Annotated in this window: 12 protein-coding genes; all 12 read right to left on the bottom strand. The window is 41.4% G+C overall.

What is annotated here, in order from left to right:
• Positions 1-60: 60 nt before the first annotated feature.
• The 12 genes from hslU to QUF78_RS08930 all read right to left on the bottom strand — a co-directional run bounded on the left by hslU (position 61) and on the right by QUF78_RS08930 (position 13,610).
• The gene (hslU, locus tag QUF78_RS08985; RefSeq protein WP_289324381.1) at positions 61-1,470 is read right to left on the bottom strand and encodes an ATP-dependent protease ATPase subunit HslU; all 1,410 of its coding nucleotides are present in this window, start codon (positions 1,468-1,470) and stop codon (positions 61-63) included.
• Between the two features lie 12 nt (positions 1,471-1,482).
• Positions 1,483-2,010 (bottom strand): HslVU peptidase proteolytic subunit, encoded by a 528-nt coding sequence (gene hslV / locus QUF78_RS08980; protein ID WP_289324380.1) that lies wholly within the window; start codon positions 2,008-2,010, stop codon positions 1,483-1,485.
• 20 nt (positions 2,011-2,030) lie between these two features.
• Positions 2,031-2,933 carry a tyrosine recombinase XerC gene (xerC, locus tag QUF78_RS08975; RefSeq protein WP_289324379.1) on the bottom strand — a complete coding sequence of 301 codons (903 nt, stop codon included), beginning with the start codon at positions 2,931-2,933 and terminating at the stop codon, positions 2,031-2,033.
• A 59-nt stretch (positions 2,934-2,992) separates the two neighbouring features.
• Positions 2,993-4,300, bottom strand: a complete 1,308-nt coding sequence (trmFO, locus tag QUF78_RS08970; RefSeq protein ID WP_289324378.1) for an FADH(2)-oxidizing methylenetetrahydrofolate--tRNA-(uracil(54)-C(5))-methyltransferase TrmFO — start codon at positions 4,298-4,300, stop codon at positions 2,993-2,995.
• A gap of 419 nt (positions 4,301-4,719) precedes the next feature.
• A complete protein-coding gene (gene topA, locus QUF78_RS08965; protein WP_289324377.1) occupies positions 4,720-6,795 on the bottom strand; it encodes a type I DNA topoisomerase in 2,076 nt (691 codons plus the stop codon).
• A 266-nt stretch (positions 6,796-7,061) separates the two neighbouring features.
• Positions 7,062-7,928 (bottom strand): DNA-processing protein DprA, encoded by an 867-nt coding sequence (gene dprA, locus QUF78_RS08960; protein ID WP_289324376.1) that lies wholly within the window; start codon positions 7,926-7,928, stop codon positions 7,062-7,064.
• A gap of 131 nt (positions 7,929-8,059) precedes the next feature.
• Positions 8,060-8,962, bottom strand: a complete 903-nt coding sequence (gene sucD / locus QUF78_RS08955) for a succinate--CoA ligase subunit alpha (RefSeq protein WP_289324375.1) — start codon at positions 8,960-8,962, stop codon at positions 8,060-8,062.
• Between the two features lie 18 nt (positions 8,963-8,980).
• Positions 8,981-10,141 carry an ADP-forming succinate--CoA ligase subunit beta gene (gene sucC / locus QUF78_RS08950; protein ID WP_289324374.1) on the bottom strand — a complete coding sequence of 387 codons (1,161 nt, stop codon included), beginning with the start codon at positions 10,139-10,141 and terminating at the stop codon, positions 8,981-8,983.
• 488 nt (positions 10,142-10,629) lie between these two features.
• Positions 10,630-10,902, bottom strand: coding sequence for an EscU/YscU/HrcU family type III secretion system export apparatus switch protein (locus QUF78_RS08945; protein ID WP_289324373.1), 273 nt, complete (start codon positions 10,900-10,902; stop codon positions 10,630-10,632).
• On the bottom strand, positions 10,899-12,203 hold the full coding sequence (locus tag QUF78_RS08940) for a hypothetical protein (RefSeq protein WP_289324372.1): 1,305 nt from the start codon (positions 12,201-12,203) through the stop codon (positions 10,899-10,901). The genes QUF78_RS08945 and QUF78_RS08940 overlap by 4 nt, the downstream gene beginning before the upstream one ends.
• Entirely contained in the window at positions 12,152-12,811 is a 660-nt protein-coding gene (locus QUF78_RS08935) for a hypothetical protein (RefSeq protein WP_289324371.1), read from the bottom strand. The genes QUF78_RS08940 and QUF78_RS08935 overlap by 52 nt, the downstream gene beginning before the upstream one ends.
• Positions 12,812-12,824: 13 nt before the next feature.
• Positions 12,825-13,610, bottom strand: coding sequence for a ribonuclease HII (locus QUF78_RS08930; RefSeq protein ID WP_289324370.1), 786 nt, complete (start codon positions 13,608-13,610; stop codon positions 12,825-12,827).
• Between the last annotated feature and the right edge of the window lie 70 nt (positions 13,611-13,680).

The raw sequence follows: 13,680 nt of genomic DNA, 5'->3' as shown, positions 1-13,680 counted from the left end.
GTTGTATTTCCGTAATTTTATGTTCATTGCATAGGCAAATTATTGCCAATTTTTTCTAAATTAAAGGATAAACTGGCTTAAATCTTTGTTCCGGGCGATAGAACCAAGCTTACCTTCGACATATTGGGGCGTAATTGTAATCTTCTCCATCGTAATTTCCGGTGCTTCAAACGATAAGTCTTCCAGCAGCCGTTCTAAAATGGTATGAAGTCTTCTTGCACCTATATTGTCTGTGTTTTGATTCACCTCGAAGGCCACTTCAGCTATCTTACGAACAGCATCGTCAGAAAATTCAATTTCTATACCTTCAGTTTCTAATAAAGCAACATATTGTTTTAACAAGGCATTATCCGGTTCATGAAGAATCCGTACAAAGTCGTCTACAGTCAGTTTGTTCAATTCTACACGGATTGGAAATCTACCTTGTAATTCAGGGATAAGGTCGGATGGTTTAGCCATATGAAAGGCTCCTGCTGCAATGAATAAGACATGATCCGTTTTAACTGAACCATATTTAGTCACGACTGTCGAACCTTCAACAATTGGCAGGATATCCCTTTGGACACCTTCTCTTGATACATCCGCGGATGAACTTCCAGACTTCTTACTGGCAATTTTGTCGATTTCATCAATGAAGATAATTCCATTTTGCTCAGCACCGTATACTGCATCGGACGTTACTTCATCCATATCAATCAATTTTGCCGCTTCTTCATTTGTTAAAACGATTCTCGCTTCACTTACCTTCAATTTGCGCTTCTTGCTTTTCTTTGGCATCAAGCTTCCTAAAGCGTCCTGCATGTTCATCCCCATTTGTTCCATTCCCGAACCTTGGAGCATATCAAACATCGAAGCAGCCTGTTCTTCCACTTCGACTGTTATCATTTCACTTTCTAACTCACCATTTGTCAGTTTTTCAGCGACGATTTTTCTTTTTTCCTGCAAACTTAAATCTTCGGAATTTTCTTCCGAATCCTGTTCATCTTGATTGTTATTGCCTCCAAAAAAGACTTCAAGAGGATTCTTGAAATTACTCTGTTTTTTGGTTGATGGCACTAATAGCTCTATTAAACGTCTATTTGCATTTTCTTCAGCCCGTTCCTTTACGCTGGCCATCTTTTCTTCCTTCACGAGGCGGACGGAAGTCTCCACCAAATCACGAACCATGGACTCTACATCCCGGCCGACATATCCGACTTCCGTAAATTTCGTTGCTTCGACTTTTACAAAAGGAGCACCTACCAATTTAGCCATTCTCCGAGCTATTTCTGTTTTCCCAACGCCAGTCGGTCCAATCATTAATATGTTCTTCGGAACGACTTCATCACGAAGTTGATCCGAGAGAAGGGAACGTCGGTAGCGATTCCGAAGAGCCACTGCCACTGCCCGTTTTGCTTCACGCTGCCCTACGATATACTGATCCAGTTTTTCAACGATTTGCCTCGGTGTTAAATTAGCTTTTTTTGACATTTGCGCTCCTCCTTACAACTCTTCCACGATTATATTCGTATTGGTAAATACACAAATTTCCGCTGCAATTTGTAAAGATGATTCTGCGATTTCCTTTGCCGATAAATGGTCACTGGAAAACCGCATTAATGCCCTGCCGGCAGCCAGTGCATAATTCCCTCCCGATCCTATGGCGAGAATTCCGTCATCCGGTTCAATTACTTCCCCGGTACCAGAAACGAGCAGCAAATGGTTCTTATCCATCACGACCAGCATGGCTTCGAGCTTTCTCAATACATTGTCACTTCTCCATTGTTTTGCCATTTCGACGGCAGCACGCTGAAGATTGCCATTATACTCTTCAAGTTTAGCTTCGAACATCTCAAATAAAGTGAATGCATCTGCAACAGAACCTGCAAAACCTGCAAGTACATTACCATTAAAGATTTTTCTTACTTTCCTTGCTGTATGCTTCATCACTACTGAATTTCCTAAAGTAACCTGCCCATCACCGGACATGGCACATTCACCTTTATGATGCACTGCAAATATCGTTGTCATAAAGTGTCCCCTTTCAACATTTAAGGCCGCGGATGTGATGCATTGTAGACTTTTTTTAATTGGTCTTTTGTAACATGCGTATACACTTGCGTTGATGAAATTTTAGAATGACCAAGCAATTCCTGTACTGTCCGAATGTCCGCCCCATTATTCAATAGGTGTGTAGCAAAGGAATGCCTTAGCATATGGGGATGAAGACTTCCATCTGCGGCTGACTTTTTAATCAATTCATTCAATATATAGCGAACTCCCCTAGGTGTAAGAGGGTCTCCACGAAAATTAACAAATAAATAAACATGCGCCTTGGCGTCAGACGAAGTCATTTCCATCCGGGCTGTACGTATGTATAAATCTATCGCTTCTTGAGCATATCTACCAACCGGAACGTAGCGATCTTTTTTTCCTTTTCCATGGACCAGTACTGTACCTAAGGAAAGATCGATATCCTGCAGTTTAATCTCACAGCATTCACTAACGCGAATGCCTGTCGCATAAAGTAATTCCAATAATGCATTGTTCCTTATTCCTATCGGTGAATCTTTCTTTAAAGAAGAAAACAACAGTTTCATTTCCTTCTCATAAAGAAAACGTGGCAGTCTTTGATCCTTTTTAGGTAAAGAAACAAGAGAAAAAGGATTATCCTTCACATCACCTTCACGTAGTAAAAATTTATAAAAGCTCCGTAAGCAAGAAGTCTTTCTGGCTACAGTGCGCTTAGAAAGTTTTTTCTCATATAAATTCGTTAAAAACAACCGGACATCAAAATATTCAACAGACGTGATATCGGCAATGCCCTGTTCGTTAAGGAACAGGAAAAATTCTTGAATATCACGTTTGTAATTTTCAATGGTGTAATGTGAACTGTTTTTTTCAATTTGTAAATATTCGATGAAGGATGATAATGCCTTTTTTTGATTAATCATGGAAACACCTCGCAAAGGCTAATAAATAGTATCATACTTTAAAACAGCAGGCAAATATTTTACAAATTTTTCACAAAGTTCTGAATTGTGTCCAAAGCGCGTTTAGCATGTGTTTCGTTACGCTCTTTTTTGGATTTGATTCTCACTTCAAGGTCTGGAAGCAATCCAAAGTTGGCATTCATCGGCTGAAAACTCTTTCCATTTGTCGACGTTATGTACCTTGCCATGCTGCCCATTGTCGTCTCAGCAGGGAAAATGGTAGGCTCCAATCCCTGGACGATCCTTGCAGCATTGATACCTGCAACTAGTCCCGATGCTGCCGATTCTACATACCCTTCGACGCCAGTCATCTGACCTGCAAAGAATAAATCATCCCGATTTTTGAATTGGTACGTAGGCTTCAGAACATTAGGTGAGTTTATGAAAGTGTTGCGATGCATAACTCCATAACGTACAATTTCCGCATTTTCCAATCCAGGTATGAGCTGCAATACATCTTTTTGGGGCCCCCATTTCAAATGTGTCTGAAAACCAACAATGTTGTAGAGAGTTCCTGCCGCATCATCTTGGCGCAATTGAACTACAGCAAAAGGGCGTTTTCCTGTTTTCGGATCTTCCAATCCAACAGGTTTCAATGGACCAAATAACATCGTTTTCTTCCCACGTGAGGCCATCACTTCAATCGGCATGCAACCTTCAAAAAAGATTTCTTTTTCAAATTCTTTAAGTGGGACTGTTTCAGCGGCAATCAATGCTTCATAAAAGCGGTCAAACTCCTCTTCCGTCATCGGACAGTTCAAATAAGCGGCTTCCCCTTTATCATAGCGGGATTTCAAATATACTTTATCCATGTTGATGCTGTCTTTTTCAAGAATTGGAGCGGCAGCATCGTAGAAATACAAGTATTCTTCATCCATGATTTGCTTTAAGCTGTCCGAAAGTGACTGGCTTGTAAGCGGACCGGTTGCAATGACCGTAGGACCATCCGGAATTTCCGTCACTTCCTCATTAATGACCGTTACATTTGGGTGATTTTTGACCTTTTCCGTCACTAGTCCGGCAAATTCATGGCGATCAACAGCTAAAGCACCCCCAGCCGGCACAGCGCAAGCATCTGCTGCGGACATGATGACCGAATCAAGTATACGCATTTCTTCTTTTAATACACCAACTGCATTTGTTAACGTATTTGCCCGAAGTGAATTGGAACAAACAAGTTCAGCGAATTTATCGGTATGATGGGCTGGCGTTTGTTTTACCGGGCGCATTTCGTATAGATCGACTTTAATTCCTCTTTTAGCTAACTGCCACGCCGCTTCACTTCCAGCAAGCCCAGCACCGATTACACTTACTTTTGTTTCTTTCATTTTTCGAACCTCCATGTATAGATATGATAAGACAGGATCATTTATCATTAAAATTGCTTTCATAAAAGTTTCATTTTTAACGATATCTATGTATTTATACCCAAAATACCCATTCCTGTTATTATTTTAGCATATGCCGCAATCCGGCATTCTTCCTGCAATCCATCTTTTCTAAAAAGGATAACGGACGCAAATAGGAATTATATCTTTAAAAGAATATACTTGTCCACTGAATTTTACATCACATGGCCCAAATAAAAAAGTTTCAAGCTTTATCCATTTTCTTCTTAGAAGTAATTCCACTCATTATCATGATATCACACTTCCCCGAACATAAAGAAACTCGGCAGATGCCGAGTTCATTCATATTAGGATTTCTCACTTGTAAATAAGGAAAGTAAACGAATTCACGGTCTTTTCTATGCTTGAGGCGTTTCTTTGAAATCACAATCCATGCACTGAACCTGGACGCCTTTTTTGAGTTTTTTCTCAACAAGTGTACCTTCACATTTTGGACAACTCCGTGGAAGCGGCTTATCCCAAGAAATGAAGTCACATCCAGGGTAGGTATCACACCCGTAAAATATGCGGCGTTTTTTACTTTTCCTTTCAATGATGTTTCCTTCTTTACATTTCGGGCATTTGACACCGATTTCTTTAACGATTGGTTTTGTGTTACGGCAATCCGGGAAATTACTGCATGCCATGAACTTTCCATAACGCCCCATCTTATAGACCATCTCATGTCCGCATTCCAAGCAATCTTCACCAGCAGGCTCATCTTTAATTTCTATTTTCTCCATTTCGACTTCGGCTTTAGCCAAATGAACGGCAAATTCTTTATAAAATTCATCGATGACCTTTATCCATTCGATACTGCCCTCTTCGACGCTATCAAACTCCTGTTCCATCTTGGCAGTGAACTCTGCATCAAGAATATCCGGGAAGAACTCACGTATTAATTCAAGAACGATCTCACCAAGCTCAGTAGGGATGAACCGTTTATTATCCAAGGTAACATAGCCCCGTTTTTGAATCGTATCCAAGGTAGGAGCATATGTAGAAGGACGGCCTATTCCCAGTTCCTCTAGCGTTTTGACAAGACGGGCTTCAGTATATCGGGGCGGAGGCTGAGTGAAATGCTGCTTCGGCTCGACATCTTTTGAAAAGAATTGATCTCCTTTTTTCACATCCGGTAAAGCATTTTCCTTTTCTTCCACTGAGTCATCGGACCCTTCAACATATACCTTCATGAAGCCCGGAAATTTAATTTTTGAACCATTGGCCCTGAAGATGACATCCCCGTTATGCAGGTCGATGCTCATCGTATCCATGACCGCCGAAGACATTTGACTAGAAACGAATCGTTCCCAAATCAATTTATAAAGACGGAATTGATCTCTGGATAAGAACTCCTTGACTATACCCGGTTCACGCAATGTGCTTGTTGGTCTAACCGCTTCATGGGCGTCCTGAGCATTAGTCTGTTTTTTCTCCTTGCGCTGTTCAACCTGAACATATTCTTCTCCGTAACTATTTTGAATGAAGGTATGGGCTTCCTGTTTCGCAACATCGGAAATCCGGGTCGAATCGGTTCTCATATAAGTGATTAACCCGACTGTACCTTCCTTTCCAAGCTCGATTCCCTCATAAAGCTGCTGAGCGAGCATCATGGTTTTCTTTGCACGGAAATTTAATTTACGAGCCGCTTCTTGTTGCAGGGAAGAAGTTGTAAAAGGTGCAGCCGGATTACGTCTTCTTTCCTTTTTAGCCACAGCCCCTATCGTAAATTCGCCACCATTTAAAGAAGCGAGTACTTTTTTTACATCCTCTTCTGTATTTAATTCCTTCCGCTCGCCACCCAGGCTGAAAAAGGAACCTTCAAACTGTTCTTTTCCTTTTACAAAATCCGCCTTGATTGTCCAATACTCCTCTGGGATAAAATCTTTGATCTCTTTCTCCCGGTCTATGATCATCCGTACAGCGACCGATTGGACCCGGCCTGCACTTAAGCCTTTTTTCACTTTTTTCCATAAAAGCGGGCTGATATTGTATCCGACCAAACGATCCAAGACCCTTCTTGCCTGCTGGGCATCAACCAATTTCATATTTATTGGCCTCGGTGATTTAAATGATTCTTTGATTGCCTCTTTCGTGATCTCGTTGAATACCACGCGGCAATCTGAATTAATGTCAACATCGAGACTGTGAGCCAAATGCCAGGCAATGGCTTCCCCTTCTCTGTCGGGGTCAGCCGCGAGATAGATTTTTTTCGCTTTTTTTGCAGCGGTTTTCAATTCTTTTAAAACCGGGCCTTTGCCGCGGATAGTTATATATTTAGGTTCATATTCATGTTCAACATCGACACCCATTTGACTTTTAGGCAAATCGCGCACATGCCCCATGGAAGCCTTTACTTTATATTTTTTTCCCAAGTAACGTTCTATTGTTTTCGCCTTTGCGGGCGATTCCACAATCACTAAGTATTCTGACATCCAATAAATCCTCCTCAAAGAGGTAATATAAATCTTCACTATTATTAATCATTCAAAAATCATTTGTCAACACCTCTTTACTTTTCAAAGCATGCTGATTTATTTATTTATAGGGAATTTGACAAGAGGTGCATTTGCAAAACTTATAACAGTTTTACAATATTTTCAACCTTTTTGTCTAATATTTCAACCCATCTCACTAAAATAATACCTTATTTTTCTATTTTTTTCATTTGATTCTCCGTCTATCTTCTATATTATATCGTTCAAAATTCTTCTTCAATCTGCTTAGAACTCAAAACAAGTTTTGCACCATCCTGAATCAATTGATTGGTCCCTAGTGATTCGGGACTCGTTACGTTACCAGGAAGCGCAAATACCTCCCTGCCGTGTTCCAAAGCAGCTTGTGCCGTAATGAGGGAACCGCTTTTTTCTTTTGCCTCGACTACGAATACGCCCTGTGATAATCCACTGATGATTCGATTCCTAAGCGGAAACATCCAGGGTTTCGCTATCATTTCCGGTGGAGTCTCAGATATAAGTAACCCTCTATCGCTGATTTCCTCAGCAAGGGAAATATTGGATTTAGGATATATTTGCAAAAGCCCTCCTCCTAAAACCCCAATCGTATCTCCGCCTTCCTCCAAAGTTATCTTATGTGACTCTGCGTCGATTCCTGCCGCCACCCCACTTATGATCACGAATTCTTTCTTTACAAGGGGTAACAGAATCGTTTTTAAGGCCCCCAGTCCATACGAGGTTGGCTTACGTGTCCCAACAACACCTAAGGTATTCCTCCTCGCTAGAAGCTTCTTATCGCCCTTAAAATAAAGAACCCACGGAGGATCGAATATTTGCTTCAGCAAAAATGGGTAATCATCATCGAAGATGGTCAAACAATGAATTTGACTATCTTCGTAAAGTTTAAGTTTATCGATGACATTGAGTGAATATAAATCTTTGAGAAAAAGGTTGAGCTTATTTGAAGGGATAGGAAGCATTTTCACCCATTCAATGTGGTTTGTTGTAAAGAGGGAAGATAGTGATGGGTCATTGGACATGATTTTTTGGATTGTTTTCCATCCTGCTCCGCGACAATGATGGAGATGGATTAACTTTTCAATTTTATTCAATTGGAAACGCCCCTAATCGGATATTTTTAAAAGTAGGTTGATTGTGATGGACTGGGTAAACGAAATGTGTTACCGAGGATATTGGAGGGAAATAAAGACCGACCCAAAAAAACAGGTCGGCCCAACTTAAATCAATGGGTTTTACAAGGTTCGTAAATATCTTTTTCTTTTAGAACGGAAATCAAAGTTTCACCCATTACGGATGGAGTCTCAGCAACTTTAATTCCACATTCGTTCATTACGCGGATTTTCTCGTCAGCTGTCCCTTTTCCTCCAGAGATAATGGCACCAGCATGTCCCATGCGTTTACCGGCTGGAGCCGTACGGCCACCAATGAAACCAACAACTGGCTTAGTCATATTTTCTTTCACCCAGATAGCTGCTTCTTCTTCTGCCGTTCCGCCGATTTCCCCGATCATGATCACCGCATGTGTTTCCGGATCTTCATTGAACGCTTTCAGTACATCGATGAAGTCGGTTCCATTAACGGGATCTCCACCGATACCGACAGCCGATGATTGCCCAATTCCTGCTTGCGATAATTGGTGAACGGCTTCGTACGTTAAAGTTCCAGAACGTGAAACTACACCTACATGGCCTTTTTTGTGGATATATCCTGGCATGATACCAATCTTACACTCTTCCGGACTAATGACACCCGGGCAGTTAGGTCCGATCAAGCGAGTTTTTTTACCTTCCATGTATCGCTTCACCTTGACCATATCCAGGACAGGAATATGTTCAGTTATACAAATAACAAGATCAAGTTCTGCGTCAACGGCTTCTAGAATCGCATCGGCAGCAAATGGAGCCGGTACATAGATAACCGATGCATTCGCTCCGGTTTCATTGACAGCTTCGGAAACTGTATTGAATACAGGTACCCCTTCCGCTTCTGTTCCGCCTTTACCCGGAGTGACGCCTCCAACGATTTTCGTGCCGTATTCCAACATTTGTTTTGTATGAAATAATGCTGTTGAACCAGTGATTCCCTGAACGATCACTTTCGTATCTTTATTAATATAAACGCTCATAATGTTCCCCCCTGCCTATTATCCTACAAGTGATACTATTTTTTGTGCTCCATCTGCCATTGATTCAGCAGCCGTAATATTTAAACCTGACTCTTTTAGAATCTTTTTACCAAGGTCCACATTCGTTCCTTCAAGACGAACAACAAGAGGGACATCCAGGCCAAGCTCTTTAGCAGCAGATACTACGCCTGCAGCGATGATGTCACATTTCATGATTCCTCCGAAGATGTTAACGAAGATGCCTTTAACATTTTGATCGGATAGGATGATTTTGAAAGCCTCTTTTACTTTTTCCTCAGTAGCGCCGCCACCAACGTCAAGGAAGTTAGCCGGGTCTCCCATATAATGTTTAATGATGTCCATCGTTGCCATAGCAAGTCCTGCACCATTAACCATGCATCCGATATTTCCGTCAAGCGATATGTAACTTAGGCCATGTTTTGATGCTTCAATCTCTTTCGCATCCTCTTCATCCAAATCACGGTACTCCGCGATGTCTTTATGGCGGTAAATGGCATTATCATCGAAATTCAATTTAGCATCCAGCGCCATTACATTACCATCGCCCGTTACCACTAATGGGTTGATTTCAGCGATTGAGCAATCTTTTTCAACGAAAGCTGTATATAAGTTAACCATAAGTTTGGAAGCTTTATTTATAAGTGAAGTCGGAATATTGATATTGAATGCAATCCTACGTGCCTGGAAGCCAGTCAGGCCGACAACCGGATCGATTACTTCTTTGAAAATTTTCTCTGGTGTCTTTTCAGCCACTTCCTCAATTTCCGTTCCGCCTTCTTCAGAAGCCATCAATACGACACTGTTCGTAGCACGGTCAAGGACCAGCCCGATATAATATTCCTTCGTAATGTCGCAGCCTTCTTCAATAAGTAAACGCTTAACTTCCTTGCCTGCAGGTCCTGTTTGATGGGTCACCAGCGTCTTACCAAGAATCTCTTCTGCATATGTACGCGCTTCATCAAGGTTCTTCGCTACCTTAACTCCGCCGGCTTTCCCGCGGCCGCCCGCATGAATTTGAGCTTTGACGACAACAACTTCCGTACCTAACTCCTTCGCTGCTTCCACTGCTTCATCAACAGTAAAGGCAACCCGGCCATTTGGAACGGATACCCCGTATTGTCGCAATATCTCTTTCCCCTGATACTCATGGATATTCATTTCCCATCCTCCTTATCTACTAAAAAACAACTTTGAAATTTAATGCGCGATTTCTCTACTATATTACAACAAAATTCTCCTTCGTGCATAATTTTCTTTCACATAATTTTTAAAATATTATTATAATATACTTCCACAACCTTGTATAAAGTGGGAAAAACTTTCTTCGCCGTTGTGTTTTTTCTTATGAAAAATCATCTATTTTGTTTCTGAACTTCTATTACAACAAAAGCCATTCCAGTTATAAGACTAGTAAAAACACCTCCTATCAAAGCCTTTATCGCCATTTTAATCCAGACATCCTTTCATGAAAAATTTGGGTTTCCATTGTGTTGATTCATAGGAAAAGCAAAAGGACAAAGCTGTGGCTTTGTCCTTTTGCTGATAGTTTAGTATTTTTTTAATATAATGAAAATTCGTTATTGTTTTCCCTAAAATTCTACATGAACCAACATGAATCTCTTTAGTGAAATTAAATAATCAGTCTCCTACCGATTCATGTCCTTGTCAACTTTATAAATGAATGCAAATACCTCAGCAACAGCTCCGTACAATTCTTCGGGAATTGTTTGATTTATATCTAATTGACCTAAAAGTGCAGCAAGCGATCCGTCCTTTTGGACCGGTATATCCAGTTTCATAGCCTTTTCCAGAATATTTTCAGCCGTTTTACCTTTCCCTTTCGCCAATATGACGGGAGCCTTTGATGTCGTTTGATCATACTTTAAAGCAATCGCTTCTTTTCGTCTATCATTTTTCATATTCGAATATCCACTCCACTATATGGACCTGTTTCTGAAAAAGGAACGGATTTCAAACCCTTGTCCCTCTCTTTTCCATTCACGGGGTTTACAAAGGAAACCCCTGATAATTTGTAATCCATTTTTTCCAGATTCTCTCTCAGGAGGTCTAGATATTGATCAACTGCCTCTTCAAGGACTGCACCATACCCATTAATGACAGTCACTTTTATGATTCGATTTTGAACCTGCATGTCGATGACCACCTCTTTAAGGCGTTCTAGTTCTAAATAAAATAGGACTCGGCAGTAATTCGGGTCTATCTTGCCATCTTTTGTTTTCCTTCCGCTCCATTGTAATGTTAGGTCCGTTTGTGTAGATCCCAGATTAAGCGGAAGTGTAAGGAGCAAATTCTGAATCGGCCCATTTTCCTGTGAAAGGATCTGTTGAGCAGTAATCCGATTAAGGATTTGTTCTGCCATCTCCTTTATGGCTCCCGGAATTTGCTCATTCAGCAATTTAAGCAGCAGTGGTTTAAGTGTCTCTAAATCCTTCGAGAACTCCGACATATCATCTCCAGAACGATTAATGAGTGCATGTTCCAGCTGAAGACCAAGGATCTTGGTCCATTCTTTAAGTTGGTGTGCAACTGATGGCCCATTTGTGAAATCGATTGTTTGAAACTCAGCATCCAATACATGTGCAAGGGCCAGTTTCTCATTACCCATGACGGATAGAGCCTCAGGAAGCTGTTTAAGCGACTGAAAAAGCAATTCAGCCACCATACCCTTCGACTTAACCACCTGCTCTGTATCCTTATTCAAATAGCCTAAAAGGTCATCCACTACTATTTTTCCGCCTACTCCCTTTATTTCTGCCGTTGCTTCTGTAAAAGTACTCTCAAGCAAACGAAAGGCAAGAAGAGAAAGTTTTTCTGCAGAAATGTTTATTTTCTGAATCGATTGGATATCAGGTCTCATTTTTGCCCCTTCATGATCAAGTCCGTTCAATATGCGATTTATATTCAATTCTATATCTTCAACTTTACCAAATGCTCCGATTTTCACCTTGGAAAGCAATTGCAATCCTTGGTGTAATTTTTCAATCGCTGAATTTTCTGGAATACTGGACCTCGCCTCAGCTCCATAAATTAAATCCTCCAGAAAAACAGATTCCGTTATTCCCTTTGGAACAAAACCCGTTTTTTGAAGCAGGGAAAATGCGCCGGATTTCATTACGGGTGTTGAATCGGAATCCAGCCAAGCGGTAACTAGCTTTTGCAAACCGATTTGTTGTAGCTGGTTCTTTCTGGCAACATGCAAGGAATCCAATACCTCCAAGCCGTCCTCGTTTCCGAACCCCAACCCTGCAGTAGCTGTTTAAGGCCACTGAGCAGTTTGTGGAAAGGTTCGCCTTTAGCCTGTGCAAATAATGCATAAAATACTTCTTTTACAAAAGGCAATTGCTGAACGAACATTGTTTTTATGACTGGCAGACCAACTTCTTCAGCATCAGCAGCTTTTAGCCATTGCAAAGCGGACTGAAAAGTTTCCTTGGTTATCGGGAGACGATTTTTCAGGAGATATTCGGCAAGCTTCGCTGCGGCCGGTTCGTGCGTCATGCCGAGATGAGCGGTTAATTGTGCAGCTGTTCCCTTTAAGCTGGAATAGTTCAAATTCAGGGGATCTAACGCTTTTAACACGACCTTCCCCTCATTTGTCTGCTGTACTTGAAACCAATACCTTTCACCTGTCCGAAGCGGGATATCGAGAGTGGCAATCATTTTTTGATGGCCAATCTGTACCTCGGCCGTCTGGTTAGGAGAAACCTTATTCACTTTGCCGAAAAGGATTTGCCCGTTTTTCAAACTTGCAGTTCCATGCATTTCAACGGGTGAAGATACGGTTTGACCGCTTGTTATGGATTGCATCACTCATCCTCCCTTAGTCCTTCGTTCGTGCAGCGATTTCCTTTACTGGTGCAAAACTTCTTCTATGCCAAGGTGTAAGCCCGTGCTTGTCGAGCGCTTCTAAATGTTGGCTTGTCCCATAACCCATGTGCTTGTCGAAACCATATTCCGGATATTTTTCACCATATTCCTTCATCATCCTATCACGAGTCACTTTCGCGATAATGGAGGCCGCAGAGATGGTAATGCTTCTTGCGTCCCCCTTTATGAGTGAAAGCTGCGGAATCGGCACATCCAGTTCCATCGCATCGACCAACAAATGATCAGGAAGTTCTGAAAGATCGTTCACTGCGGCCACCATCGCTTTTTTCGTAGCTTGGTATATATTGATTTCATCAATTACTTCGCTATGTACAACACCTATACCTATGGATAGTGCTTCCTTAAAAATCATTTCATAAAACAGTTCCCTTTTTGACTCTGGAATCTTTTTAGAATCATTCAGCCCTGGCAAATAAAAAGATTCCGGCAAGATGACTGCACTCGTCACAACTGGTCCTGCCAGCGGCCCTCTCCCTACTTCATCGATACCAGCAAGAATGGAAAACCCCTGTTTTCGCAATTGCCGCTCAAACTCCGTCATTTCCGTGAAAGCATCCTTTACCTGTTGTTCTTTTTCATAGGCTCTTTGCCATTTGCTCACTAAGTCGGTTACACCCTTTCGGCTGTCCTCCCGGCATTCCTGTAAAAATAAATCTCCAGGCTCACTTATTGTCTTTAACTTTGAGGAGATTTCCTTAATGCTCATTGCAGTTTTCATCATCTATCACCCATCATATTAATTATCGGCAGTCTTGCTTTCCTTCTACAGTTCAAACAAAAATACGGAG

This window comes from Peribacillus sp. ACCC06369 (assembly GCF_030348945.1).
Classification (GTDB): Bacteria; Bacillota; Bacilli; order Bacillales; family DSM-1321; genus Peribacillus.
This window is presented reverse-complemented; position numbering and strand designations above follow the sequence as displayed.